Origin of the sequence: Desulfobacter latus, from assembly GCF_013389365.1 — a bacterium.
GTDB lineage: Bacteria > Desulfobacterota > Desulfobacteria > Desulfobacterales > Desulfobacteraceae > Desulfobacter > Desulfobacter latus.
On record NZ_JACADJ010000020.1, the window covers coordinates 20,518 to 45,848 of the forward strand.

At 45.5% G+C, this 25,331-nt stretch carries 24 protein-coding genes and 1 tRNA gene; 18 read left to right on the forward strand and 7 right to left on the reverse strand.

Translation table 11 applies throughout. The features are described from left to right. Positions 1 to 91 precede the first annotated feature (91 nt). The 12 genes from HXW94_RS07930 to HXW94_RS07985 all read left to right on the forward strand — a co-directional run bounded on the left by HXW94_RS07930 (position 92) and on the right by HXW94_RS07985 (position 11,137). Positions 92 to 367 carry a hypothetical protein gene (locus tag HXW94_RS07930; RefSeq protein ID WP_178366360.1) on the forward strand — a complete coding sequence of 92 codons (276 nt, stop codon included), beginning with the start codon at positions 92 to 94 and terminating at the stop codon, positions 365 to 367. Between the two features lie 86 nt (positions 368 to 453). Continuing rightward, on the forward strand, positions 454 to 846 hold the full coding sequence (locus HXW94_RS07935; protein ID WP_178366361.1) for a universal stress protein: 393 nt from the start codon (positions 454 to 456) through the stop codon (positions 844 to 846). Between the two features lie 34 nt (positions 847 to 880). Then, entirely contained in the window at positions 881 to 1,558 is a 678-nt protein-coding gene (locus HXW94_RS07940; RefSeq protein WP_178366362.1) for a metal-dependent hydrolase, read from the forward strand. A 25-nt stretch (positions 1,559 to 1,583) separates the two neighbouring features. Then, positions 1,584 to 2,495 carry an ArsR/SmtB family transcription factor gene (locus tag HXW94_RS07945; protein ID WP_178366363.1) on the forward strand — a complete coding sequence of 304 codons (912 nt, stop codon included), beginning with the start codon at positions 1,584 to 1,586 and terminating at the stop codon, positions 2,493 to 2,495. A gap of 10 nt (positions 2,496 to 2,505) precedes the next feature. Continuing rightward, positions 2,506 to 3,954, forward strand: a complete 1,449-nt coding sequence (locus tag HXW94_RS07950) for a mannose-1-phosphate guanylyltransferase/mannose-6-phosphate isomerase (protein ID WP_178366364.1) — start codon at positions 2,506 to 2,508, stop codon at positions 3,952 to 3,954. Positions 3,955 to 3,989: 35 nt separating this feature from the next. Next, positions 3,990 to 4,517, forward strand: a complete 528-nt coding sequence (locus tag HXW94_RS07955; RefSeq protein WP_178366365.1) for a YqgE/AlgH family protein — start codon at positions 3,990 to 3,992, stop codon at positions 4,515 to 4,517. Positions 4,518 to 4,528: 11 nt separating this feature from the next. Further along, a complete protein-coding gene (locus HXW94_RS07960) occupies positions 4,529 to 6,772 on the forward strand; it encodes a dynamin family protein (protein WP_178366366.1) in 2,244 nt (747 codons plus the stop codon). Continuing rightward, positions 6,756 to 7,586, forward strand: coding sequence for a putative molybdenum carrier protein (locus tag HXW94_RS07965; protein WP_178366367.1), 831 nt, complete (start codon positions 6,756 to 6,758; stop codon positions 7,584 to 7,586). Before HXW94_RS07960 ends, HXW94_RS07965 begins: the two co-directional genes overlap by 17 nt. Positions 7,587 to 7,674: 88 nt before the next feature. Beyond that, a complete protein-coding gene (locus HXW94_RS07970; RefSeq protein ID WP_246293796.1) occupies positions 7,675 to 8,010 on the forward strand; it encodes a DnaJ C-terminal domain-containing protein in 336 nt (111 codons plus the stop codon). Beyond that, positions 8,000 to 10,528, forward strand: coding sequence for an intermembrane phospholipid transport protein YdbH family protein (locus HXW94_RS07975; protein ID WP_178366368.1), 2,529 nt, complete (start codon positions 8,000 to 8,002; stop codon positions 10,526 to 10,528). Before HXW94_RS07970 ends, HXW94_RS07975 begins: the two co-directional genes overlap by 11 nt. Positions 10,529 to 10,542: 14 nt before the next feature. Next, entirely contained in the window at positions 10,543 to 10,770 is a 228-nt protein-coding gene (locus HXW94_RS07980) for a hypothetical protein (protein ID WP_178366369.1), read from the forward strand. Position 10,771: 1 nt separating this feature from the next. Continuing rightward, positions 10,772 to 11,137: a YdbL family probable chaperone protein gene (locus HXW94_RS07985; protein WP_178366370.1), complete on the forward strand. Its 366-nt coding sequence runs from the start codon at positions 10,772 to 10,774 to the stop codon at positions 11,135 to 11,137. Between the two features lie 78 nt (positions 11,138 to 11,215). On the opposite strand, the gene HXW94_RS07990 is transcribed toward HXW94_RS07985, so the two are convergent. After that, entirely contained in the window at positions 11,216 to 11,653 is a 438-nt protein-coding gene (locus HXW94_RS07990) for a hypothetical protein (protein ID WP_178366371.1), read from the reverse strand. Positions 11,654 to 11,793: 140 nt separating this feature from the next. On the opposite strand from HXW94_RS07990, the gene HXW94_RS07995 reads away from it, so the two are divergent. Beyond that, positions 11,794 to 14,004, forward strand: coding sequence for a CHASE2 domain-containing protein (locus tag HXW94_RS07995; RefSeq protein WP_178366372.1), 2,211 nt, complete (start codon positions 11,794 to 11,796; stop codon positions 14,002 to 14,004). Between the two features lie 36 nt (positions 14,005 to 14,040). Here HXW94_RS07995 and HXW94_RS08000 read toward each other — a convergent pair whose 3' ends face one another. The 3 genes from HXW94_RS08000 to HXW94_RS08010 all read right to left on the reverse strand — a co-directional run bounded on the left by HXW94_RS08000 (position 14,041) and on the right by HXW94_RS08010 (position 19,153). Continuing rightward, entirely contained in the window at positions 14,041 to 15,741 is a 1,701-nt protein-coding gene (locus HXW94_RS08000) for a FecR domain-containing protein (protein WP_178366373.1), read from the reverse strand. A gap of 173 nt (positions 15,742 to 15,914) precedes the next feature. After that, entirely contained in the window at positions 15,915 to 18,935 is a 3,021-nt protein-coding gene (locus HXW94_RS08005) for a hypothetical protein (protein ID WP_178366374.1), read from the reverse strand. Positions 18,936 to 18,949: 14 nt separating this feature from the next. Continuing rightward, positions 18,950 to 19,153, reverse strand: a complete 204-nt coding sequence (locus HXW94_RS08010; protein WP_246293797.1) for a formylmethanofuran dehydrogenase subunit E family protein — start codon at positions 19,151 to 19,153, stop codon at positions 18,950 to 18,952. A 159-nt stretch (positions 19,154 to 19,312) separates the two neighbouring features. Here HXW94_RS08010 and HXW94_RS08015 point away from each other — a divergent pair. The 3 genes from HXW94_RS08015 to HXW94_RS08025 all read left to right on the forward strand — a co-directional run bounded on the left by HXW94_RS08015 (position 19,313) and on the right by HXW94_RS08025 (position 20,768). Next, positions 19,313 to 19,399, forward strand: a tRNA-Leu gene (locus HXW94_RS08015). A 95-nt stretch (positions 19,400 to 19,494) separates the two neighbouring features. Next, the gene (locus HXW94_RS08020; protein WP_246293798.1) at positions 19,495 to 19,683 is read left to right on the forward strand and encodes a response regulator; all 189 of its coding nucleotides are present in this window, start codon (positions 19,495 to 19,497) and stop codon (positions 19,681 to 19,683) included. Positions 19,684 to 19,772: 89 nt separating this feature from the next. After that, on the forward strand, positions 19,773 to 20,768 hold the full coding sequence (locus HXW94_RS08025) for an NAD(P)H-quinone oxidoreductase (protein ID WP_178366376.1): 996 nt from the start codon (positions 19,773 to 19,775) through the stop codon (positions 20,766 to 20,768). A 195-nt stretch (positions 20,769 to 20,963) separates the two neighbouring features. On the opposite strand, the gene HXW94_RS08030 is transcribed toward HXW94_RS08025, so the two are convergent. Further along, entirely contained in the window at positions 20,964 to 21,626 is a 663-nt protein-coding gene (locus HXW94_RS08030; protein WP_178366377.1) for a small multi-drug export protein, read from the reverse strand. Positions 21,627 to 21,635: 9 nt separating this feature from the next. Beyond that, the gene (ubiE, locus tag HXW94_RS08035; protein WP_178366378.1) at positions 21,636 to 22,334 is read right to left on the reverse strand and encodes a bifunctional demethylmenaquinone methyltransferase/2-methoxy-6-polyprenyl-1,4-benzoquinol methylase UbiE; all 699 of its coding nucleotides are present in this window, start codon (positions 22,332 to 22,334) and stop codon (positions 21,636 to 21,638) included. Positions 22,335 to 22,459: 125 nt separating this feature from the next. Here ubiE and dnaJ point away from each other — a divergent pair, with 125 nt between their 5' ends. Both dnaJ and queD read left to right on the forward strand, forming a co-directional pair. Beyond that, positions 22,460 to 23,557 (forward strand): molecular chaperone DnaJ, encoded by a 1,098-nt coding sequence (gene dnaJ, locus HXW94_RS08040; RefSeq protein ID WP_178366379.1) that lies wholly within the window; start codon positions 22,460 to 22,462, stop codon positions 23,555 to 23,557. Between the two features lie 15 nt (positions 23,558 to 23,572). Next, complete coding sequence (queD, locus tag HXW94_RS08045) at positions 23,573 to 23,971, forward strand: 6-carboxytetrahydropterin synthase QueD (protein ID WP_178366380.1); 399 nt, start codon at positions 23,573 to 23,575, stop codon at positions 23,969 to 23,971. On the opposite strand, the gene HXW94_RS08050 is transcribed toward queD, so the two are convergent. Next, a complete protein-coding gene (locus HXW94_RS08050; RefSeq protein WP_178366381.1) occupies positions 23,949 to 25,331 on the reverse strand; it encodes an NAD(P)/FAD-dependent oxidoreductase in 1,383 nt (460 codons plus the stop codon). The genes queD and HXW94_RS08050 overlap by 23 nt on opposite strands.

A 25,331-nucleotide genomic window follows, 5' to 3' on the forward strand; every position in this document is an offset into this window, starting at 1 on the left:
AAATAGTTTGACCTGATATGCAGCCTGCATATACAATAAATTGTATAAAGAAGATAGCGCTAAAACTTGATGATTAAGTTAAGGAAAAATCATGACCTCAAAGCTGGGAATTTTTTCAATTATTGCCGGTCTTGTACTTGGATTGTTTGTCCTGATTTCAAAATTCATGGGTACAGCTGTTTTTATTTCCAGCATGACCATTTCCACTTTTTTTGAAGGCATTACCGATAAAATTCTGGACAATATCTCCAATGATACGGTTTACAATGCATTATATTCATTTTTTTATGAGATTCATCTTGCCGGGGTTTTGATCGGTTTGGGTCTCATTATGCTGATTATCGGTACCGTTATCGGCAAAGATTGACATTTTAGTCTTGTTAAACATGGTTCGATCCATTATTTTAGATTATTATCTTTTTAAATTATTGTTTGTTAGCTAAGGTGATTTTTATGAAAATTCTCATTGGATATAAAGGCATTAATATCGGTCAGGAGCTGCTCAAACTTGCCGTTGAACATGCAAAGGCGTTTAATGCCACGGTACTGGTTGTTACCTCGATGTTGGAGGGAACGGAAAAGGACCAGAAAAAAATCCTGGAAGCAGAAAAAAATCTGGACCAGGCGCAGGTTTTTTTTAAGGAACAGGGAATACCCTGTGAAAAACATCTTTTAATCCGTGGTATGGAGCCCGGGGAAGATATTGTTGCGTTTGCAAACGAAAAAAAGGTGGATGAAATTATCATCGGCGTAAAAAGCCGTTCAAATGTCGGTAAACTATTGTTTGGGTCCACGGCGCAAACCGTGATATTAGAGGCGGACTGCCCGGTTGTCAGTGTAAGGTAAACGTTATTTCATCTTTTAAAAGAAGGCATCTGTCATGGAACTTAGATATTTTTCCCACTCCGCTTTTCAAATCACTTGTGATGACGGGTTAAAAATTCTCATTGATCCCTTTTTTAATGATAATCCCATATCGCCGGTTAAGGCCGAAGATGTTGAAGCAGATTATATCCTGATCAGCCATGGTCATTGGGATCATCTTGGTGATACCCTGAGCATTGCCCACAGATGCAATGCATTATGCGTCTGTGAAAACGAACTTGGCCTTTATCTGGAAGGCAAGGGACTTCGCGTTCATAGAATGCACGTAGGCGGCGCCTTTGCGTTTGATTTCGGCAGGATTAAGCTAACCCAGGCCCTTCACAGTTCAGTAACCCCGGATAATCTCTGCCACGGCACCCCCACAGGCTTTGTGATCACCATTACTGGAAAAAGCCTTTATCATACCGGGGATACCGGGCTGTTTTCCGATATGAAGCTTATTGGGCAGCTGAACAATATTCATACCATGATGGTACCTATCGGCGACAATTTCACCATGGGAATTGAAGATGCCGCCATGGCCTGTGATTTTGTTAAACCGGCTCAGGCCGTTCCCATGCACTACAACACATTTGACTTGATCAAGGCAAACCCTGAAGATTTTTGTGCCAAAATTAATCCCAATGGTATTGAATGCAAAATTATGAATTTTGGTGATCAGATTACTATTTAATCCTAAAAGGCTTACCATCACTTTTATGGAAATAATTAAACAATTTAAAGCGTTATCTGATCCCACCCGACTGCGGCTTTTATTTATCCTTGAGCATTTTGAGCTCAATGTGAATGAAATTGTCTCCGTGGTGAACATGGTGCAGTCCGGGGTATCCCGGCATTTAAAAATTCTGCTTGAAGCAGGGCTTCTGGTATCACGAAAAGACGGCAGTTTTATTTATTATGCCACGAATAAAAACGGAGATAACCGGAAACTGGTTGCGCTTATCTGCAGACAGCTTAAAAACGACCCGGGATTGCAGGAAGATATTGCCCGTACAAAGCAATGTATTGTATTGAGAAAAAACAGATCCAGACGGTTTTTTAAAGCCGCTGCGCCGCGGTGGGATCGTTTAAAAAGAAAGGTTCTTGGCGACTTCAATCCCAACGCTGTGTTTGAACCCCATCTTCGGGATGCGTCGATTATTGCCGATCTTGGCTGCGGGACCGGTGAGATGCTTGCGACGCTGCTTGGCAGGGATGAAAAGAGACTTATCGGTGTGGATGTCTCTCCTGAGATGCTTGAGCAGGCAAGACTCCGGCTGCCGGAAAGCCGGAATTTAGAACTTCGCATCGGAGAGCTGGAACATCTTCCCATGTGTGAACAGGAGGTTGATGCGGCGTTGATGAGCATGGTTTTGTACCATGTGTCCGAACCTGAACGCGCGATCCGGGAGGTATACCGGGTTCTCAGCCCCGGGGGCTTGTTTCTTCTCGTGGATTTTTTAAAACACAATCAGGAACAAATCAAGAATATCATTGGCGGCGTCTGGCTGGGGTTTACCCGGCAGCAAATCTCAGGATGGCTGGACAGAACCGGTTTCAATCTTAAGCATATTGAATCTTATCCAGTTGAAAAGAAATTGACCTTAACCTTTTATCTTGCACAAAAGTAATGGAGAAACCATGATTTATCCTGTTGTCCTGGCCGGCGGTTCCGGAACCAGGCTGTGGCCCATGTCCAGATCGTTGTACCCCAAACAGCTCATTAATTTGTACAACGCGCATACCATGCTGCAAAATACCCTCTTGCGGTTATCCGGCCTGAATGGTCTTGGGGACCCGGTTGTTATATGCAATGAAGATCATAGATTCATGACCGCAGAGCAGATCCGTCGGATTGATATCAATAATTTTAAAATTATTCTTGAACCGGCTGCCAGAAATACGGCTCCTGCCATTGCCCTGGCAGCATTGATTCTTAATGACGATTTTAAGTCTGAGCATCAGGATGACCCGGTGATGCTGGTACTGCCGGCAGATCATGAAATTAAAAATATTGAAGCGTTTCATGAAATCATTCAATCGGGTGCGCAACTGGCCCGGCAGGACAAACTGGTCACCTTCGGCATCGTACCCTCCTCACCGGAAACAGGCTACGGATATATCAAGAAAGGCATCAAAATTGACGGTTCCGATCCAGCCTTCCTGATTGACCGGTTTGTGGAAAAACCGGATTATGATACAGCGGTCTCCTATCTTGAATCCGGCGATTTTTGCTGGAATTCAGGCATGTTCATGTTCAAGGCTTCTGCTGTTCTTTCCGAATTTGGGGTATTTGCCCCGGACATGCTTGAAAAATGCCGCACAGCGATTAAAGATGGACGCATGGACTTGGATTTTTTCAGGGTGGATAAAGCGGCATTTGAAGCGATTACAGAAGATTCCATTGACTACGCAGTTATGGAAAAAACAGCCAACGGCGTTGTCATTGCCCTTGATGCCGGATGGAATGACCTTGGCTCTTTTGACGCGTTATGGCAGACCGGTGACAAAGATGACCTAAATAATGTAACCAGCGGAGATGTGCTGGTACATAATGTCACGGATACGTACATCCATTCCGACAACCGTCTTGTGGCAGCCGTAGGCCTTGAAAAATTTGTCATTGTCGACACCAAGGACGCTTTGCTGGTGGCCCCCCGGGATCAGGTCCAGGATGTAAAAAAAATAGTTACCCGGTTAAAAGCGCAAAACAGAGCGGAAGCGATTTTCCATGCCAAAGTCTACCGGCCCTGGGGTGATTATGAAACCATAGATATGGCGGACAGATACCAGGTAAAGCGAATAACCGTAAAACCCGGCGCAAAGCTGTCTTTGCAGAAACACTACCACCGGGCTGAACACTGGACCGTTGTATCCGGGACGGCCATTGTCACCAAAGGCAGTGAAGAGATCCTTTTAAATGAGGACCAATCGGTTTACATTCCCCTTGGTACCATGCACCGGATCGAAAATCCGGGTAAGATTCCTCTGGAACTGATAGAGGTACAGTCCGGTCCATACCTGGGAGAAGATGATATTGTCAGATTTGATGATGTATACGGGCGTGGGAAAAGAGCGGATACAAAATAACATAATGCGCCGATCGGCAGCATGGAGAAAAATTGATGAACGACCAGATTACGGAGAATATGAAAGGAAAATTCATCATGGCCATTCCCGGTCTTCCGGATCCGAATTTTGCACAGACCGTTACCTGTCTTTGTGAACACAATGAATCCGGTGCCCTTGGCTTTATTATCAATAAAGTTCATCCGTTACTTACCGGCCGGGAGCTTTTTGAAGATTTAGGTATTACCTGCAATGAGAACATCGATAAAATAGATATTTTCCTTGGCGGTCCTGTCCAGCCTTCGGGCGTATTTGTACTTCACTGCGGTCCGTTTCAGTGGCGCGAAACCCTTCGAATTTCAGACTGGCTGGCTTTGAGCAATTCCCGGGATATCCTGGAAGCCATTGCTCTGGGGCGGGTGCCTGGTGACTTTATGATCCTTCTGGGTTGTGCCGGGTGGGGCCCCATGCAGTTAGACAATGAACTTGCCGATTCGGCCTGGCTTACCTGTGATATGTCCAGGGAAATTTTGTTTGATACCAAACCGGATCTTAAATATGAAAAAGCCATGATGCTGATCTGATTTGCCGGCCAATGACTTTAACCCCCCAAGCATGCATAGAAAATTTAGTTTCTGATACCCTTTCGGTGATCGACAGTCTGACTACCGTTTCAAACAATTCAGATAACAGCCTTGTTGAGAGCAGGCAACTTTGCAGCAAAATTCCTTCATATATCAATGAAGGGATTTTACGTGTGGCCGTGGTTGGCGTGATTAAATCCGGCAAAAGCACTTTTATCAACGCGATGTCGGGCAGAGAACTGGTCCAGCGCGGGGCAGGGGTGGTCACATCCATCACCACCCGTATCAGGAAGGGCAAAAAAAACAAGGCCATTATTCATCTTAAATCATGGGATGACATCAATCGTGAAATCGAAAGTTGTCTGGAAATGTTTCCGGGTAAGGACCAATCCCCGCCGTTTGATATCAGACGGACCCAGGACCGGCAGCAACTTCGCCGTATTTTTGATACCATTGTATCTGCGTTTCCGATCACATCCCAAGGACTTCGCCCTGAGGCACTGGTCATCCGCAATGCCCTTGACGGATATAGACACTGTCTGGACGTCATCGGCTCTGACGAACAGACCATCAGCTTTGATGCAAAATCCTTTAACCGTCACACACAATTTACAGCAGATCCGGCCAAGGCGTTTTATGTTAAAGACGTGTGCCTGGAAGTGTACGGAAAAACCATTAATCCAAATGTTGAAATTGCCGATTGCCAGGGGGCGGATTCCACTGATCCGGCCGTCCTTGAGAAAATATTTTCCTATCTTGAGGCGGCCAATCTGATTGTTTACTGCATTTCATCACGTACGGGACTGCGTCAGGCTGATATGGTTTTTTTAAAACGAATAAAATGCCTTGGGCTGATGGAAAATATTCTTTTTATTTTCAACTGTGATTTAAGTGAACATGATAACTTAAACAACCTGAAAGCGACACAGGATAAAACGATTGCTGAACTAAAACTTTTGGTGCCGGATGTCAGGATCTTTTCTTTTTCAGCCTTGTATACCCTGTTTGAAGGCCTTGGCAAAAGCCTGTCACCCAAAAATAAAAAACGCCTTGAACTTTGGCAGGAGGACAAGGAAATGACCGCATTTTGCGCCAAGGAGTATACCCGGTTTCTTCGAGAGTTTAATCTGCTGTTTGACGCGTCACGGTTCAATTTGTTTTACGCCAATCATATCGAACGACTTAAAATTGTCATCCACATTCTTGAGGAAAAAATACAACTCCTTTTTGATGTCTTTTCCGCCGGGCTTTTGGATCAGGAAAAAGCCAGAAAACGTCTTGCCGATCTTGAAGGCAATGCCAGGCGTTTAAGGGTTATTGTTGATAACTCAGTTATGGGTGCAGTGTCGGCGCTTCGCAGGGAGATTGAATTCAACTTAAAGAATGCATTCCTCAAAGACAGCGAAAATATCACTCAACTTGTGACGGAATTTATCCATAAAGCCGAAATTAATTCACAATCCTACAGATCAGGGATTGATGCAACCGGTTTTAAACAAATTTTGTATATGATGTTCCAGGATTTTAAACGTGAGCTTGACCTTTTTATCCTTGAACAGATAACCCCGCAGCTTAAACAACTGGTGCGCATTCAAGAGGCCCGCATAGAATCGTATTTTAAATCTCTTTTGGATTCCTACCGTATTGATTATGTTACCATGGGCGCCTCAAGAGAGGGGAAGGACGACCGTTTTTCCCTTGAAATTATCAAAGAAGAAGAAGCATATTCCCGGGCAGCCGACCTTGAGAACATAAAAAAAATTTTAGGGCTGCATTTGTCGAACCGGATTTTTTCGCCTGAATATACCCGGACCATGCAGGCCAATGCTGTGACCGATTTCAGTCTTCATTCTTTGATTTTATTTGTATCTGCCATGATGGACAAGCATGTGCGGTTTTCCTTTACGCCCGGACTTGACAGGGCGGCTGTTAAAATAAAGAAAAAAACGCTGGCCATGATGCAGCAACAGATAAAAGCTTATCACGGCAGTTTGAAGCAGGATTATTTTTTCCCTTTAATAGACGCGGTAACTCGGGATTTTAAAGATAAAATTGTTCAACGTTTCACCATGTATGAAACGTTGAACAAGGATATGGATGAACTTTTCTGCCTTAAACAGGAGGAAAAAACCCAGCACCTTGTCCGGATAAAAAAAGCGAAAAACGATATTGTCCGGATACGCGCGCTTCTTGATGAATTCGGCATGGATTTTAAAACGGACACATTTGAAGGATGCCATGGGCCTTTTAGATAAAATTGTGTCAGGTGGACAGACAGGGGCGGACCGTGCTGCTTTGGACGTTGCCATGAAATTTAATATTCCCCATGGCGGATGGATTACCAAAGGCCGGCGAACGGAATCCGGGCCATTACCCGATATTTACAAGTTAACGGAGATGGATACCAGGGATTATCCTGCCCGGACCCGGCAAAATATAATTGATTCCGACGGTACGGTGATCATTGCCAGGGGGCCTTTAACAGGAGGGTCATCCCTGACCCATGTGTTTGCACGGAAAGCAGACAAATGGGTTTGCAGAATAAATCTGCTGGAACAGGACGTTTTTGAGGCGGCATTGATTCTTCACGCCTTTATTCTGGACCGAGGTATCCGTATCCTTAATGTAGCAGGCCCAAGGGCCAGTCACGATCCTGATATCTATTACGATGTTAAAGCCATTCTGACAGCGTTACTGTATATGGATTTTCTTGAAACTGAAGAAGATGCATGGCCGGCGGACCAGATGATTGAACAAGGGGTTGATTTTCCGCAATCGTTCACCAGTATAGAACAGGCCATTCAGGCCCTTGAGCAGAGCTTGACGTTGAGGGGAAAGGCCCTGATCGCCAGGACTGAAGCGCATCAGATGGCCGGCATTTACTTTACCCTTTTTGAATATGTGCAGGTAGCCCTTAACCTGGATGAAAAAAATTCAGGCCTGTTTAACTCTCTTGCCAAAGGAAGAGATCTTAAAGAATACACACCTGAAGATGCGGTGATGGATCTTTTAAAAAAACTTAAAATCAGATTGTCTAAAAGATTTCAACTCAGGGTGGTGCCGTCATGATCCCATTAAGAGACGAACAGGAAACAACCGCCTGTTCAGTGGCAACCTGTGGTATTATCTTTAGGGTATGATCCTTATCGGCGTAAACATGAAATTGCCCAAGGCAGGATTCAGCAAAAAAATTGACGGATACATCCAAAAAAAACACAGTCCAAGACTTCATGTTATCACCCCTGAAGCAGAGCCGTCCGGCGGATCTGATCTTTACGGTACCATTGTGTTGACCTCCCTTGAAGCACTCACCGGGACTAAAAAACTTGTCACCATTCCCTGGGGGTTTAATAAGAAATCCGTTTACCGGGTGGTGGTACCTGCAGGCGTCCGGCGCGGATCCATGATCCGGCTTAAGGGGATGGGAAAATTCATACCAGGTATGCCCCCAGGTGATCTTTTGCTGCGTGTAGACATTAAAAATGCCATTTAAAATTATTTTAAAAATTTTATTGCCGGCACTCCTGTTATTTGTATTGTCTATTCCGTGTATTATTGTTTTTCTGCCCGCCATTTCAAAGCATATTGTCCAATCAGCCCTTGGCCCTTTGCCGGGGGGCCGGCCCCTTGATTTCAAGGTATCCCGTTTGGGGATCAATAACACGCAGATCAGTGATATTTCTTTTGGGGAGGATTTGCGCCTGGACACCATTCAGTTTAGCTACCACATGGATATAAAAAATATCATCAGCGTTGAAAAATTAGTAATGTCCGGACTTAATGTTACCCTTCATCTGGATGAAAAAAAAAGAATCCGGGTCAGCGGATTTTCATTTCCCCAGGCCAACAAGCTTGATCATCCAGGGCCTGCATTTGATCCTGATATCAGTGCCTTTGAATCATATTTTAAATATCTGCCGGCACACATCATTTTAAAAAACAGCACCATTTTTATTGAGACCGGAAAAGACCGGTTTTATATTCCGATGCAGGCAGATGTCCAACTGGACCGTAAAACGCGTCTTGCGGATATGAAATTGTCCATTTTCCCCATGAATCAAGAGATTACGGTTGGGGCCACAGCGAATTTAATACAAGGCGCCGTACACATGAGAATTTCAGCAGACCGCTTTTATCCTGAAATGCTTCTGGCCATGGTGCCGGGTGGACACCAGGCCTTAAGCAAGTTCTGTGGGCCTGTGAATTTTGCAATTGACACCAAAGATTTTTCAACGTTTTATGCTGAAGTTAATGATCTGGGGCTTGCACCTGATCCTCATTTGAAGATCAAGTTTCCTAAAATTTCAGGTGTGCTGTCTTGTGATCAAACAGCAATGACACTTAAGGCAGACGGACCCGTGCAGATCAGAAGCCCTGGAATTGATTTGGGTTCGTTCAAATTTGAAATTTTATCCCAAATCGTATCAGGCACGCTTGATCAATTTTCTTTGACGCTTCAAAATGAAACCACCAAGACATGGAACATGATGCCTAAACGTATGGCATTGCCTTTGTCCCCGGTTGATTTTTCCGATCAAATTCAACTTTTTGCCCCCCGGTTCAGGTTGTCCGTTTCTGGAAACCTTGAACACCAGACCGGAAAGTTAGCGGTTACCGGGACAGACCTTAAGTCTTTTAGACATAACCAAGCGGAATATACGAATGTTCTGGATATATCCGGGTTACAGGTAACAACTGAATTTAACGGTAACTTCGGGGACCCTGAATCTTTAAAACATATAAAATTCAATGCCCTGATTGACAAAATTGCCGTTCAACAAACCATGAAAGATAAAGGGATTCAGGTCAAAGGGTTTTATTTTGAACTGCCTGTGACCTATCCTTTTAAAGATATCAAAGCGGTTGGCCGGGCAGGGGCAAAAAAAGTTATCCTGCATGATAAAATAGCGCCTGCTGTTTCTGCCGAACTTGTTCAGACATCAGATGTTGCCATGGATATTGCAGGAAAGGTGCGTCTTGCCGAATTACCGGACCTAATCATTGATTTTTCCGCCCGGGCGGGCCTTGATTCGAGCATGTCCCCTTTTGCAAAAGGGCAAATTAACACAAATCAGTTTTCCATTACCCCAAATACGCTGATCCCTCTTGTTCCCGCTATATCCGGGGTTGAGGCGTTTAAATTTGACATTTCCGCCAAGGCAGATTTTTCATACATAAATCAGAGAATTAATTCATCTGCCGATATCCAGGTATCCAACGGCATGCTAAACGCTGTTGAATCGGGTTTTTCGATCTCCGGGATATCTGCCGACATCCATTTAAATGACCTGATGGTCCCTGAAACCCTGCCAGGTCAGTATATAAATATTGACGCATTTAATGCCGGCCGGTTTAACTGTAGCAATGGAAAAATAAGATTCAGCCTTGAAGATGGAAAATCAATTCATATTGAAAATTTGAAATTTAACTGGTGCAATGGTATTGTTTCAACAGAGGCGTTCAGGTTGCCTTCGGAAGATAATACCTTATATTTGACATTATACTGTGACCGACTTGAGATGAAAGATCTTTTTCATCAGCTTGGTGCCTTTGATGCAGAAGGGGGGGGCACCTTAAGCGGGCGTATCCCGGTCGTCTTGAAAAAGACCGAAATCGGTTTTGATAAGGGCTTTCTTTTTTCCACACCCGGAGACGGGGGCCGGATTTTGATCAGGAATTTTGACAAAATGCTTACCGGAATTCCAAAAAATACGCGGGAATTCTCCCAGCTTGATCTTGCCGGAGAAGCCTTGAAAAATTTTGAATACAACTGGGTGAAGCTTATGCTGAATACCCATGGGGATACACTTGAGGTCAACATGCAGCTTGATGGAAAGCCGTTATCTGTTTTACCCTTTGAATATAACCGAACCCTGAATTCCTTTGTTCGCGTTGATGCACAAAGCCCTGGATCAAATTTCCAGGGAATCAAACTGGATGTTAATTTAACCCTGCCATTTAACCAGGTTATTCAATTTGGTAATAATCTAAAGCGCATTATGAATCCTTAAACAGTGAGGTTGTCATGCTAAAACGATGTGGGGCCGTGGTTGTCAGTATTCTTGTTCTGACATCGGCCGGTTGCAGAACCAGCCACGAGGTTGAAGTTAAACCGGTTGAAATTAAACCCATCCATATTACAATTGATGTAAACGTCAAGGTGGACAAAGCCTTGGACGATTTTTTCGGTGATATTGATGCGGCCCAGGAACGACTTGAAACCGATCCGTCTAAAACAGGAGGAACTGAATAATATGAACCCCATTAAATCACTGCTTACTATGACCATTGCTCTGTCTTTTATTTTTTGTTCTGCGGCCCTTGCCGATAGTATCAAGGAACGCATGAAACAGCGGCTGCCCCAGATTGTCGATTTAAAAAATAAAGGTATTGTAGGTGAAACAAATACAGGTTATCTGGGATTTGTCACGACAAGAAAAGAAAAACAGGATGTGGTGGCAGCCGAAAATGAAGATCGGAAAACCATTTACACCCGGATTGCAAAACAGCAGAACGTGTCCACCCAGCTTGTCCAAAAAAGAAGGGCCGCTGCTTTGTTTGCAGACGCCACAAAAGGCCACTATTATCAGAACAAGGCCGGTACATGGATTAAAAAATAAAAAAAAGAACAAGCCGCTTTTTCGGATAATATTTCGAAAAAGCGGCCTGTATTAATTTTAAATAAACCGGCAGATAGCTTATCGATACCCGCTACCACCCTCCAGCAAGGCATTTAATTCTTTTTGAATACAAAAATAGATATCATCGTCACTGCCATAGATATCAATGACATCTTTGTGATTGATCAATGTTTCAACCACAAATGCGGTCAAATAAAGGCTGGCAATATTGGGATTTGGAATCAGGGATCTGAAAGGGGCCACTGTATAATCAATATCAAAATCCTCGGCCCGGCACAGTTTGTCTAAGCAACGAACAATTTGATTTTCCACACTGGACTTGCTCACGGTTTCAACAAGCCCAGCTTCAATGAGTTTCATGGAGACTTTGTTACTGAATGAATCAATGTTATCCCGGATAGCGCTGATGGTTTTAATTCTTTCCCGCTCCTTGGAAGACTCGATTTTGGAAAGAAGCTTGGATTCCCTGTTCCCGGTGTAAAACATTTTTGCCATTGATCTATCCTTAAAATAAATAATCTATTATTATGAAAAAAAGATTATATGATACTTTACCTTTGATTTTCAAGCATAATTCAGGACATGGAAAAAAATATACCGGTTTTGTATAGGTCCCACTGAAAGAGGCATATTTCATGACGCGTATTACTCAATCTCACATCATTGCCTGCAGCCTGATTCTTGTCTTTTTTATTATCCCCTTCACCTTAAAAGCCTCCAGGCCTCTGCTCAATATCTTGGAGTCAAAAACCATTGATCTGCGTTTTGCGCTCAAGGGAGAGCAAAAGTCTTCCGGAAAGATTGTGATTGCCGGTATCGACACAAAAGGGATCAAGGCTTTCGGCAGGTGGCCGTGGTCGAGATCGGTTTTTGCCCAGCTCATTGTGAGGCTTAGCGAAATGGGGGCCACAACTGTGGTATTCGATATTATATTTGCTGAGCCTGAATCTGATCCGGTCTCCTTTTTATTGTCCAGGCTAAAAAAAGACTACAAAGATCTGGGGCTCCTCACCGGCGATTTCCAAAGCCGGATCTTCCTGGATGAAATCAACCAGGCCCTTGCAGACTCGGATCACGACGCAATCATGGCTGAAGCCATGTCCTGGGCAGGCAATGTTGTCCTGGGCTTTGCCCTGGAAGCGAAGTCTTGTAGTCAAAACAAGCCGGAAAAATCTCCGGCAAAGGCAATGTCTAATTTTGATTTTGATTCCCCTGATTTCAGCCCGGATAAATTAACGTCTGGTCAATTCAGACTTCTAATGCCGATTCCTTCTTTTAAACATTCCGCAGCCAGGCTTGGTTTTGTAAACATATTTCCGGACCGGGACGGCATTGTGCGGCGGGTCCGGCCGGTATTGCAAAATAATGGAATATCATATATGTCCCTGGCTGTGGCGGCCGTAGCCCACTTTTCAGGCCACACACCCTGTATAAAAGACGGGAAGATCGCCCTTGGTTCGGCCCGGATTCCGATCGAAAACAATCTGGTGTTGGATTTTTACGGGGAAAATAGTTTTCCAGCCTATTCTATTGCCGATATTATTCATGGAAATCTCCCCCGGGATGCAGTTAAAGACAAAATAGTCATTGTTGGCGGAATGGCCACCGGTCTTTGCGATATTTTGCCAACGCCATTGTCTGCAGAAACCCCCGGGGTTTTCCTCCTTGCCACTTTTATCGATAACCTCCTTCAAAATAAAATTATTCGGGTGCCGGAATTCCCGGTCTGGGCTGAAACCGCAGGCATCGTTCTCCTTGTCCTGAGTCTTCTGGCAGTCACCTGTTTTTTACCCCCGACCATATCCATTTTATCGGTATTCTCGGGCATGGCCGCATACTTTATTCTGGCCCAGATGCTGTTCGCAGGGCAGCTCATTCTCATCCCCCTGTTTTTTCCCATAGCGTTGGCCGGCGTGACCCTTGCCGTCTTCACCATCATCAATCTGGTCAAAGAGGCCCGCCGGCATCAATGGATAAAGACCTCTTTTTCAAAATATTTGAGCCGGGAGGTCATTGATATACTGGTCAAAAATCCGGACCAGCTCTCTTTAGGAGGGAACGAAAAAGAGTTAACCGTTTTGATGGCGGATATCCGGGATTTCACAACCATTTCGGAAAAATTGAGCCCCAAAGAGCTTACCCTGGTACTCAATCATTATTTGGGCGTGCTGACCGATGTAATTCTTGAGCAAGGCGGTACATTGGATAAATACATGGGGGATGCGGTGATGGCATTTTTCGGCGCACCAATAGCCACTCTCCGTGATCCGGTAAAGGCCTGTAAGGCAGCCATTACCATGTGTGAAAAAATACATGATAAACGCATTGAATGGGAACGTAACGGGCTGCCCAGTCTTCATATCGGTGTGGGGCTGAACACCGGCACCATGGTGGTTGGCAACCTGGGTTCTGCAAAGCGGTTTGACTACTCTGTCATCGGAGACCATGTCAATCTGGCGTCCAGGCTTGAGGGGCTGTCAAAAATTTACGGCGTAAAAATCATCATTTCCGAATATACAAAGGTACACCTGGAAGATAGTACTTTGGTTACAAGGGAACTCGACCAAGTTCGGGTAAAAGGCAGGAAGGCAGCTGTCCGTATCTTTGAGCTTCTGGGCAATGACTATTTTACGGCAGGTTCCTATACTTTTATAGAAACTTTTGAAGAAGGCCTGACTGCATACCGGAAGCGCGAATTTCCAGAGGCGCTCAAGCATTTTGAAAAGACACTGACGCTCAAACCAGCAGACAAGCCATCCCTGCTCTTCCAAGAAAGGTGCCGTACCCTGTCTGCCGCACCACCGGCAGCAGACTGGGACGGCACCTGGAACTTTACCCAAAAATAAGGGAAAATCCCGTCATTCATTCTCTTTGGGACCGGCCTATCTCGGACTGGCCGACTGATCATCCTGAGTAAGCGGCGCTTCAATAATGTCGATACCAAGGGGTGCCCCAGCAGTGGAGGGATCGTGGATACCGTCGGTTTTTTCAGACTTTCTATTGGCTTCCGGATCAACCGGGGGCCCCATGTCATCCTTAATATCAACCTCTGATTTTAAGCGTTCCATGTCTTGACTGGACTGCTCAATGGTCTGGGTTGCTTCTTTAACAAAAGACTGTTTTCCGGTGTCAAGAGCCGTTCCAAGGGTTTCCAACGCTTGCTCAGCTTGGCCAAGCGACTGAACAGCCGTCTCAACCGCCTGGGTCAGGGGTCCTATATTATCCGCATCGTCTTTGATGGGCTCAACCGCGCGGGACCCTATTTGGGCGGTGTTATGGGTTATCTTTGACGTGGTCTCCGCTGCTTGGGCAACGGTTAAGGCCAGATCGACATCCTCGGTGTTTTTAAAATTTTCAAGTGCTTCATTGACAAGGGTAATGGTGTTCGCAGCCACATCAGTGGCACTGCTCGTTTTCTGGGTTATCTCCATCACCTTAGTGGCGGCGGCTTTATTGTCTTGTGCCGTCAATGCCACCGAGATGTTGGCAGTCCGAATACCGGTGGCAACAGTATTTACCGCATTTTTCACCGTATTGGCAACGGTTAGGGCCATACCCAGCGCCACGTTATTTTCAGCAGTTTCAACAAGCGCCACGGCCTTATTTGATGTCTCCACGGCAACTTGGGCAATCTCGAGGGCAGCATCGTTCTGTTCCTTCACGGTATTGGCAATCTTGACACCTTCCTCATCCCCCTTTAACGTTTCCAGCAGCAGGACAATATCTGCATTTATGGATTCCTGAGTTGCTTCAACAAAAGTATCTGTCGATTTGGTAATGCTTTCTTTTAACAGGCCGGCGACTTCTATAACGGTTGAGTCTTTTTGTGTCTCAATGGCTTTTTTTTCCGTCTGTTCCGCTTTTTCCTTAACCCCGGATGCAGCTTTGGCTTTTTCTAATTTGGTTTCTATGGCTTTCAACATCGGAGATATTACCTGGATAACCGACTGGACTGCAGCCTGAACATCCGGGTCGGTGTTGGCGGCAAAGGTTTTAACCTCTGACTGAATTTCCTTGACGTTGAGCAGGGGATCATGTCCGGCCTGGGATGACATGAGAGAGGCCTGAAATGTCGGTGAGTTCAAAGCTTGGGCCAAGGTAAGAATTTTGGGAATCATTTCCTGAAACCGGCCGGATGTATCCATCCTGCCTTCATAGAGCTTCCCAAGTGAATTTTGATGCTCATTCGCCCCAAACCAGCCCCCGGTTCCCCTCAAGGCCGCAACAGCCGTGGGAAGCTCGATGCGGGTTTCTCTTTCGTTTATCGGCTGTTCTTCATATTTTGCCCGGCCAAGCATGATCCTGATTTTTCTGATCCGGTTTTTCCCGTCTTTAAGCGGTTCCTCATTTAAAAGCTGGTCAATGGTACGGATGCTCGAAAATACATCAATGAACATGGTCGCCCCATCTTTGAACACGACGGATGCCGTCCCCTCCTTGGTTACGATTTTTGTCCCGGAATATAAGGGCATGCCCAATGCAGGTTTCGCCCATGCGCCCGCATTCTTAACCATGACCTCACCCTTGAAATCCCCAAGTGTTGCAAAATTCCCCTTGGTTGCCACTGCTGCCTCACAGGTCAATATCATTCCTAATAAAATAGTACAAAATCCAACGACAACCCTTTGATAAACCATAATAGTCTCTCCATCTTGTTACCCAATGATCAAGTTAAATGCTTAAAAGAAAATAATAGCACAAGCGAAATTACGTTGTCAGCATTTACTTTATTGGGCAACTATTTATGGCTCAATGATTATGAATAAAGGTCCTCGTCGAATTTTTCCTGCAGGATTGATGCCTTTACCTTTTCAATGCTTTTAAGATAAGATCGGTATGCGATCAGATAAAAGGAAAGAGGCCGGGAAAAATTTCCTCCCAGGACACCGTCCACAAACAATCTGCTGATATGATGCTCATGACGCAGCATGTTCTGGGCCTGAAAAAATATTATTTTTTCTTCCGGCGTCATTTCCGAAACCAAACGAATTAACGTGGACTGGGCCCGGGGCAGGTACATCCAGAAATAAAATAAGTCCAGGGCATTGATGATGATCAGTTTGGCCAGATCCCGAACTTCCGAGTTTTTGTTATTTAAAAGCATAACTGAATCTTTTAATATATTCAGTTCTTCTGTTTCAGGAAACAGCATAATCAGTTTGGAGTAAATATCAAAAAGCTCAAAAATTTTTTTACGGATATTTTGTTTTCGAAGGCGTGTATAAACAGACCGGTCAGCCGCAGCTTCAATGAACCCAGCCACAATATCAGATGCACCTTTGGAAATGATAGCTGCCCATTTCTGAAGAACGCCACTCACATTGGGAATATTGAAAAATCCCAGGACAGCGCCTATGAATGCATTGAGTACAACCGCAACAGGGATGGAAATAATGCTTCTGAAAAAATTACCCGTCACAGCCCCTTTGGGCAATCCCCTGAAAAAATTATGGGTGGAAAGATAGATGCCATTGGCAAGACCCATGACGGTATAAAGCATCACGGGACCGTTATTTATGGTAACCCCCAAGGTTTTGTCCAAAAGAAGGGTTTTAATCAGATAATCTAGAAGAGGCACTGAAAACCCGGTGAATAAAAGGGAGTCCGCAAGCCTGTCCCAACTGACATAATCATTCCATTTTAAACGTGATGCCCTTCGAATTCCGCCTCCGCCGATCACCGACTGAATCACATTGCGTATGCCGGTGATGCCGAACCAAATCAAAGCGCCCAAATAGGATAACAACCACCAGTCTTTGGTCAACATAAAGCAAAGCTGGGCCGGAATAAATCCAACGATAATTTTGAAAAAGTTTTTAAGCTTGCTGTTAAGGTATTTAAATGATTTCTTCGACTTGGATTTTTTACCGGATTCTCCGATTAAATTGTTTTTGTGCCCCATAAATGCGGATCGTCCAAGGGTAACCAAATTCCCTTTGGAAACCGGATAAAGCATAAAAAATTCAGGTATCCACTTCCTTTTCTTAATGGATAATAACGCGCGGATACCAGGTATCCAGGCAATCGCGCCGGAAATAAATTCAGGCGGAGAGGTCAAGGTGTACAGGCTGGTTTTAACATTGACAGGAAGGCGCAGCCTGTCGCTGTTTTCTTTTTCGATTTTTTGCCGAACCCTGAAGGGCAGGGTATCGATAACGGCAAAGCCCATACCATAATGCCCCGGCTTCCCTGTGGAGTCAGAGCCGATTTTTAACTTGATGGGACGGGCAGCAAACATATGCTTGAATTCGTCAATGTCGTTGAGGATCACAGACAATTTTTTCAGCCGGTCTTCCTTCTGGTCAGTCTCTTTTTTTTGTATATCTGCAATAATTTTTGAAATAATGCGTTTTAATTTTAGTATACTCCCCGGATTGACAGCGCCTTGCAATTCATTGACGCGAAGCATGATTTTATTGTCCAAGGGATTGTATTTTTTCAGATTGATAATCTCAATTCTAGAAATTCTGCCGCCACTGTCATATAGAAGTTCAAGCACATCTTCAGGCTCAAGCCTGTCAAGATTAAGGGTAATTCGAGAATCTCCAAGCAGATCGTCGATTTGATCCAGAAGCGTACAAAATTGCACACAAAGCCTTGGCGGGGCATTGTTGCCTTTTTCTTTGACATAATCGTAAAGCCCACTGAAAAAATGTTCCGCATCAAGATACTGCTCAAGGATGTCCTTGACCATCACATCATTCATCGTTTTGGATAGACGGTCAAGATGCGTTTGGGCCTTTGGATCGATCTGCTCTTTTTTTACGCGGGAAATTTGTCCTTGAATAGCCGCAAGGACTTTTGAGTGAATAAATTCGCCAAGGTATTGAAAACTTGGCTGACCCGGTCCGACAAAATCGAGAAATTTTTCAGCCGCCACAGGCGGCATGGTAATATCAAGATCCCGGCATAATTCCATACGCCCTGACTGATTGAATTTGTCCAGCAAGAGATAGAGATAATTTTCCTGGAACTTTACAAGGGCTTTTCCCTGTTCCATGAACTTAATTACTGATGGCTTGGCAAGAAAATTCAAAAAGGATTCAAGGTTATACAGTCCCCTGGAAACCCAGATAATAGAGATATATCTGTCCCGGTGAAGTGGCCAGAATTCAATACCGATTCGCAGATCTATTTCCATGATTTTGGCCGCTTCAATCAGCTCCAGTGCCCATTTGGGTTCAATATAGTGATAGTAGATCACACGCAGCCTTCGAATGCCCTTGATCCAGGCATCCATGATCAGGTGTGTGGCACTTTTCCTGCCCGAGGTGTTTGCATCATGGACATGGTCGTCAAAGGTGATCTGATTCCACTCTTCGGGCATTTCAAGCAGATGGTAGTGGTCAAGTAAATTTCGGATAACCCTGGGTTTGCCAAATGCGGCGATTCTGAAATCGTGGGCCAGTTTAAGCTGATGTTCAGGCTGTTCCTTCGCCCGAACCAAATCTTTCATAATCTGCATCAGCACCCTGGACGTATTTTTGGGTATGGGGCCGCCAACGGTATCTACAATATCGTCCTTGAGTCCAGCCAGGGCATCAAGGCGGCTTGTAATATCACCGCTTTTAATGGACTCCATGAGATTGATAATGGAATATGCAGCGCGAAGCCCCCTGGATTCTGCAAGCTCTTTGATACCCAGGGGGTGGAAAAAAGGATAAAGCAACTTGCCTGTGTATCCCAGCCTTTTGGGTTCGTTATACACCGAGTTTACAATCTCAATAAGTTTGTAATCCCGCTTATCGTAAAAAATGGAATTAATGACCCGCCGCATCAGAGAGTTCGCCTTTATGTAAATTGAATTGCATCGGTGCCGCAGGCATCTGTTTCAACAATGGCCACAAGCTCCTCGTCCAGTGCCTGTGCCTCTGAAAGAAACTCCATACCTGCCAGGGCCGCCTGGAGTCCGAATGCAAGCCCGGGACACAGGTGACCATGAAACTCAACACATTTTTGGAACAACTTTTGTTTTTCCAGCGGTAAATCCGGCATAAAAACTCCTTTATTAGCGACTTGAACCTTTTTAAGGGGTATTTGCTCTAACGCGAATCAAATTTTTTAAAACACACAGAATGATAACGTGTCAAGGAAGAACTGTGGATTTAGGCTTGCAAATTCGTGCGTAATAATATATTTTTTACTTCATTAAATGCCTGGGTGGCGGAACTGGTAGACGCAAGGGACTTAAAATCCCTCGCCCGCAAGGGTGTACGAGTTCAATTCTCGTCCCAGGTACCAATAAAAAAAACAAGGAGTTAGCCGGTTCAAGGCGCTCCTTTTTTTTTATTGGCCTTGATCATATTTTAGGCCATACGGATTTCCGGTAGGTTGGGTTGAGGAACGAAACCCAACGCCGAAAAATGACCACCATGATGCTTGAACGGCAGGGATACACCGTGATGGGGGCTTCTACACCGGTTGAGGCCATCCGCCTGGCCACGGAACATGCCGGCGAGGTCCATTTGCTCATGACCGACGTGGTGATGCCCGAAATGAACGGTATTAATTTGTTTTTTAATTGATTAAACCTATCATTTTCAATATACTCACTTTTCATACGGTGAGTCCCACCGGATTTTAACCCTATCATTTACGATGGAGGAAATCAGCGATGACATCCACATTACCGGAACAGATGAAAGTGATTGAAATTACCGAACCGGGCGGTCCCGAGGCCCTTTCTGTGGGAAGCAGGCCTGTGCCCCAGCCGAAACCCGAAGAGGTGCTGATCAAGGTGGCGGCCACCGGTGTAAACGGGCCCGATATAGTTCAGCGTAGAGGGCATTATCCACCGCCAAAGGGTGCATCGGATCTTCTGGGTCTGGAAATCACAGGAACCATTGTTGCCGTCGGCAGCGATGTCAACGATTGGTCTGTGGGAGACCAGGTCTGTGCCCTGACCAACGGCGGCGGTTATGCCGAGTATTGTGCCGTTGTGGCCCTCCATTGCCTGCCGATTCCAAAAGGCTTGAATTTAGTGGAAGCCGCGGGAATTCCCGAAACGTTTTTCACGGTTTGGAGCAATATATTCATGGGGGCCGGACTCAAAGAAGGGGAAACCTTTCTTGTCCATGGCGGTTCCGGCGGTATCGGCTCAACGGCTATCATGCTTGCAAAAGCTTTCGGCGCAAAGGTGTATGCCACCGACAGCCCTGCAGAACGATGTGAAGCCTGCAAAGGTTTCGGTGCCGATCGGGTTATTGATTATAACACGGAAGATTTTGTTGACGTGGTTAGAAATGAAGTCAAGGGTGCCAATGTCATTCTCGATATTGTCGGAGGAGACTACATTGCACGCAATATCAAGGCGGCGGCGCCGGATGGACGCATCGTTCAGATTGCATTTAACAAGGGCTCCAAAGTCGAGATCAATCTGATGCCCATCATGCTGAAACGTCTCCTTTTCACGGGCTCCACCTTGCGCAGCCGTCCGGATGCCTCCAAATCTGAAATTGCGGCACAGCTCAGGGAGAAGGTATGGCCGCTGATTGAGGCGGGAAAGATCAAACCGGCTGTCCACAAAACATTCCCTCTGGAGCAGGCTGCAGAGGCCCATCGGCTTATGGAAAGCGCAACGCATGTTGGTAAGATTATTCTCGAAATATGATCGTGTCAACGCCCCCTCCTGAATCAGTGATTCGGAAGGGGCTTGTAAAAGCCCAAGTTGACTAGCCTGAGTCTCGATTATTGGGGGACTACGTTCGGCAGGAAATAAACACCCTTATATGATATATATTGCCAATCTTCGCCGTAGATTGAGTTTCAGGTAGTTTTCGATATGATCGATTTTGATCCTTATTCTTTATTCATTACTTTCCCGGCACAGGGAATTAATTAATTTTTTTAATGGTTTCAGGTAAGGGATAATGATGACTATGCAGATGGCGACAAAAATATACTGAAGCATTTCAAAACGGTGTTCAAGAAGATCAAACCCATAGCACCAGGCCACGATGGCTGTCAGGGTGCCAAGGCCCGCAGCAGTAAAATTGTTTAATAAAGGCATTCTGAGCATATAACCGATGATTGTGCCCACCACAGGGCCTGTGACAGGCAGAGGGGCCATCACAAAGACAAATATTCCGACCCAGCCCCAGCGTTTTATTTTCTCTTTTTTTTCTTCCGCTTTTTCTTTGAGATTGCCCATGAATGTTTTGATCCAGGCGGCTTTGAATACACCGCTGGTGCTTAGGACAAAGCCGGCATAGGTATAACAGACAATCAGGCATTCAAAATAAAAATTTAAGGCAATTGTGGTAAGAGGGTCAAAATCGTTAAGGATGCACAGACCGATGCCGCCGGCCCGGCTGCCCACACAATGGGTAATAAACACAATAAACGCAATCTTTGCACCTGGTACACCCTGAATGATACCAACGATAAAAAAAATGAAAAACAGCGCAGTAAGTAAAATACCGGTCAAAAGAACCCGGCCTGCAATGCTGTTTAAAAGAAATTTTTTCATTTCTAATTATCACTTTATGCCTACAAAGAGGGTCACAATACCCAGTGTCATCTGCTTGAATCGAATCTCCTTGAACCCTGCCGCTTTCATCTGGCGTGCAAAGGATACTGGATCGGGAAACTTTAATACGGATTCAGGTAGATACGCATATGCTTTACCGTGTTTTGAAAAAAAAGAGCCGATTAACGGCAATATTTTTTGAAAGTACAAAAGATAAAGCTTGCGCATTAGTCCCTTTTGGGGTGTGGTCAGTTCCAGGATGATGATTCTACCACCCGGTTTCAAGGTACGGTAAAATTCTTTCATGGCGCCGGTACGGTTCATGATATTACGGATACCAAAGGCCATGAAACCGGCGTTAAACTGCTGGTTTTTTATGGGCAGGTTCAACGCATCACCATTGACAAGGGAAATGGCCCGGCCCCTGGGACAGTTCAGTTTTTTTTTACCAAGGACCAGCATACCAAAGGAAAAGTCCAGTCCGGTAATAGATGCCTGGCCCTTGAGAACACGTCCGACTTCAAGACCTACATCACAGGTCCCGCAGGCCGCATCTAATACTGCGGCGCCGGATTCCAGTTTTGCAGCCTTAACCATCTCCTTTCGCCAGTAAACATCCTGGCGCATGCTGAGCAGTCGGTTTAAAAAATCATATTTGGGAGCAATTTTGTCAAACATTTCTTTGACAAAATCCAGTTCTTGCTTCATCGTTGACAACTTTAGAATCAGAGTTATTTTAAATTGTTTATTTTAATTAAAGCAGGTTTGGAAGCTATCATACAACCGAGTTAAATACAAATATAAATGAATTAAAACGCTATCGGGCACTAATTATGAGTGAAAAACGAGATTACTATGAAATCCTTGGGGTAAAACGGGATGCAGATAAAATCACGCTGAAAAAAGCTTACAGAAAAATTGCCATCAAATATCATCCGGACAAGAATCCGGATAATAAAGAGGCTGAAAACAAATTTAAAGAAGCGTCTGAAGCCTATGAAGTTCTGTGCGACGACAGCAAACGCCAGATTTATGACCAGTTTGGTCACCAGGGCCTTGAAGGCGCAGGCCATTCCGGTCCCAGCGGATTTGAGGATATTTTTTCGAGTTTTGGGGATATTTTTGAGGATTTTTTCGGTTTTGGCGGCGGACGTGGTGGTAGCCGGGCCAGGCGGGGAGCAGATCTACGCTATGACATGACCATAGATTTTATGGAGGCTGCCTTTGGTACGGAAAAAACCATCTCCATACCAAAGCGGGAAACTTGTGACGCGTGCAACGGGTCCGGTGCCGCCCCCGGTTCTTCTGCAGAAACCTGCTCCCACTGCCGGGGCACGGGGCAGTATATCCAGAGCCAGGGCTTTTTCAAAGTCAAAACAACCTGTCCTTATTGCAAGGGCAGGGGGACAATTATTCCCCATCCCTGTCCCAAATGCCGGGGCACTGGCCGTATGGAAATTAACCGCAAGGTTCAGGTTAAAATCCCTGCCGGTGTGGATGTGGGGTCAAAGCTGCGTCTTACCGGAGAAGGTGAGGCCTCCAGCACGCCTAACGGTCCGTCAGGTGATCTTTATGTGGTAATTAATGTTAAACCTCACAAGTTTTTTCAGCGGGAAGGAACCGATATTATCTGTGCCATTGATATTTCTTTTATCCAGGCGAGCCTTGGTGCTGAAATTACCGTGCCTACGCTGGTGGGGGAAAAGGAATTGAGCATCCCCGCCGGGACCCAGTATGGTGATTCTTTCCAGTTTAAAGGCGAGGGAATTGCCTCTTTGAGAACCGGCCGGAGAGGCGATCAGATTATCAAGGTAATCGTCAAAACGCCTACCAAATTGAGCCAGAAACAAAAGGATTTGCTTGAAGAGTTTGACAAACTTGATGCAAATAAAATATCAAACAAGCTGAAAAATTTGTTTAAAAACCTGTAATCCGGATGGGGGGCTATGTTTGAACTAAAGGTTAAAACCCGGTTTGCCGGGGCGCACCAGCTTGCCATGGTGGGTCGGAAATGTGAAAACCTGCACGGACACAACTGGCAGGTGGAAGTCTATGTCAAGGGCGATCAATTGAACGACGCCGGGGTTCTGGCCGATTTCGGGGATATCAAACGGGCGGTTCGGGCTGTTGTGGACGGGGAACTGGACCACCAATTTTTAAACGAACTGCCTGCCTTTGAAAACAAACAGCCCACCTCCGAACGTATTGCAGTCTATATTGCAGGCAAGGTTCAGGCATATATAGACAAAAACCTGGATGAAAAAGTTGTGGTTTCCAGGGTCATGGCCTGGGAATCCGATGATGCCTGCGCGATTTATTATCCTACCCCGATTGTGATGAAATAATTTTTTTTGCCGGAATCAGTCCGGTGGCCGCTGCTGATACAATGTTGCCGGCCACCCCGGGTCCGTCTCCTGCCACGTACATACCCTTGATTTTGGTTTCCAAGTGTGGCGTGGTTTCAATCTGGGTGGCAAAAAATTTGATCTCCGGGGCATAGAGCAGGGTTTCATCATTGGACACCCCGGGCACCACCTGGTTTAAAGTCTCCAGCCCTTCGATCAGATTGGACAGTATCCGCTCGGGCAGCGCCATGGCAATGTCTCCGCAGACCACATTGGTCATGGTAGGGTCAATGTAGCTTTTGCTGACCCGGTTCCAGGTGGATCGTCTGCCCCGTTTCAAATCCCCGAATCGCTGGAGAATAGGTTTACCTCCACCGATGATACTGGCCAGACGACCGATGGATTCCCCGTAAGCCTGATTGTCCGTGATCGGTTCCGTAAGTACCACTTTTGACAGAAAGGCAAAATTGGTATTACTTGATTTTTTGTTTGAATAGGCATGCCCATTAACGCAGACAAAATCCTGGTAATTTTCCAACGCCACAAAACCGCCCTGATTGGTGCAGAATGTCCGGGTCAGGTCATCATAGGTGTGGGTGCGGATGAAAAAGGTGGGGTCATAAATCACGTTGCACAGATCATCCATGATATCGTTGTGTACCTCCACCCGGACACCGACTTCTATGCCCCGCTGACTCAATTCAATGCCATGTTTAAGGGCCAGGGATGACACCCAGTTGGCCCCAATGCGGCCCGGTGCCAGAATTACGTTGTGGGCATGATAGGTCCCTTTGTCAGATACGACCCCCTGAATAATCCCATCTTTTTCAATAATATCGGTCACATTCTCACAGGTTCGTATCTCAAGCCCTTTGGACTGAAGATAGTCGGCTATACCCGTGATGTAGCCCGGCAGATTGTCACTGCCCAGGTGCTTTTGCCGGATGAGCAGAAGATTAATGCCGAACCGTTTGGCTTCCTTGCGGATGAGACCGGCCTCATCCATGTTAGTGGGAAACACCTTGGCATCCATCTTAAATCGGGTAAAAATATCTTCGGTTTCATCAATCAAGGCCTGGGCCTGGGACATGGGCATAAATTGGGTGAGATCGGTTTTGCCAAGCCTTGGAATAAAATTAAGTTTTCCATCTGAATACAGGCCGGCGCCACCGATACCAGACAAAATATTGCACGGTTGGCACTGGGCACATTTCCGAACTTTGCTGATGGGGCATTTGCGTTGATCCGGCTGCTTTCCGCGTTCAATGAGCAATACCTTGAGACTGGCGTGTTCCATCAGATAATAGGCCGCAAACAGCCCGGCAGGTCCGCCGCCTACGATAATTACATCATACGTCAT

What these genes read in the sequence shown, in the direction of transcription:
- HXW94_RS07990 (WP_178366371.1), bottom strand. Translation starts at nt 11,653, where the DNA reads ATGGCAAAAATGTTTTACACCGGGAACAGGGAATCCAAGCTTCTTTCC.
- HXW94_RS07975 (WP_178366368.1), top strand. Translation starts at nt 8,000, where the DNA reads ATGCCATTTAAAATTATTTTAAAAATTTTATTGCCGGCACTCCTGTTA.
- HXW94_RS07940 (WP_178366362.1), top strand. Translation starts at nt 881, where the DNA reads ATGGAACTTAGATATTTTTCCCACTCCGCTTTTCAAATCACTTGTGAT.
- HXW94_RS07945 (WP_178366363.1), top strand. Translation starts at nt 1,584, where the DNA reads ATGGAAATAATTAAACAATTTAAAGCGTTATCTGATCCCACCCGACTG.
- HXW94_RS07970 (WP_246293796.1), top strand. Translation starts at nt 7,675, where the DNA reads ATGAAATTGCCCAAGGCAGGATTCAGCAAAAAAATTGACGGATACATC.
- queD (WP_178366380.1), top strand. Translation starts at nt 23,573, where the DNA reads ATGTTTGAACTAAAGGTTAAAACCCGGTTTGCCGGGGCGCACCAGCTT.
- ubiE (WP_178366378.1), bottom strand. Translation starts at nt 22,334, where the DNA reads ATGAAGCAAGAACTGGATTTTGTCAAAGAAATGTTTGACAAAATTGCT.
- HXW94_RS08025 (WP_178366376.1), top strand. Translation starts at nt 19,773, where the DNA reads ATGACATCCACATTACCGGAACAGATGAAAGTGATTGAAATTACCGAA.
- HXW94_RS07935 (WP_178366361.1), top strand. Translation starts at nt 454, where the DNA reads ATGAAAATTCTCATTGGATATAAAGGCATTAATATCGGTCAGGAGCTG.
- HXW94_RS08030 (WP_178366377.1), bottom strand. Translation starts at nt 21,626, where the DNA reads ATGAAAAAATTTCTTTTAAACAGCATTGCAGGCCGGGTTCTTTTGACC.
- HXW94_RS07950 (WP_178366364.1), top strand. Translation starts at nt 2,506, where the DNA reads ATGATTTATCCTGTTGTCCTGGCCGGCGGTTCCGGAACCAGGCTGTGG.
- HXW94_RS07980 (WP_178366369.1), top strand. Translation starts at nt 10,543, where the DNA reads ATGCTAAAACGATGTGGGGCCGTGGTTGTCAGTATTCTTGTTCTGACA.
- HXW94_RS08005 (WP_178366374.1), bottom strand. Translation starts at nt 18,935, where the DNA reads ATGCGGCGGGTCATTAATTCCATTTTTTACGATAAGCGGGATTACAAA.
- HXW94_RS07995 (WP_178366372.1), top strand. Translation starts at nt 11,794, where the DNA reads ATGACGCGTATTACTCAATCTCACATCATTGCCTGCAGCCTGATTCTT.
- HXW94_RS07965 (WP_178366367.1), top strand. Translation starts at nt 6,756, where the DNA reads ATGGGCCTTTTAGATAAAATTGTGTCAGGTGGACAGACAGGGGCGGAC.
- HXW94_RS07930 (WP_178366360.1), top strand. Translation starts at nt 92, where the DNA reads ATGACCTCAAAGCTGGGAATTTTTTCAATTATTGCCGGTCTTGTACTT.
- HXW94_RS08050 (WP_178366381.1), bottom strand. Translation starts at nt 25,331, where the DNA reads ATGACGTATGATGTAATTATCGTAGGCGGCGGACCTGCCGGGCTGTTT.
- HXW94_RS07985 (WP_178366370.1), top strand. Translation starts at nt 10,772, where the DNA reads ATGAACCCCATTAAATCACTGCTTACTATGACCATTGCTCTGTCTTTT.
- HXW94_RS07955 (WP_178366365.1), top strand. Translation starts at nt 3,990, where the DNA reads ATGAACGACCAGATTACGGAGAATATGAAAGGAAAATTCATCATGGCC.
- HXW94_RS08010 (WP_246293797.1), bottom strand. Translation starts at nt 19,153, where the DNA reads ATGCCGGATTTACCGCTGGAAAAACAAAAGTTGTTCCAAAAATGTGTT.
- dnaJ (WP_178366379.1), top strand. Translation starts at nt 22,460, where the DNA reads ATGAGTGAAAAACGAGATTACTATGAAATCCTTGGGGTAAAACGGGAT.
- HXW94_RS07960 (WP_178366366.1), top strand. Translation starts at nt 4,529, where the DNA reads ATGACTTTAACCCCCCAAGCATGCATAGAAAATTTAGTTTCTGATACC.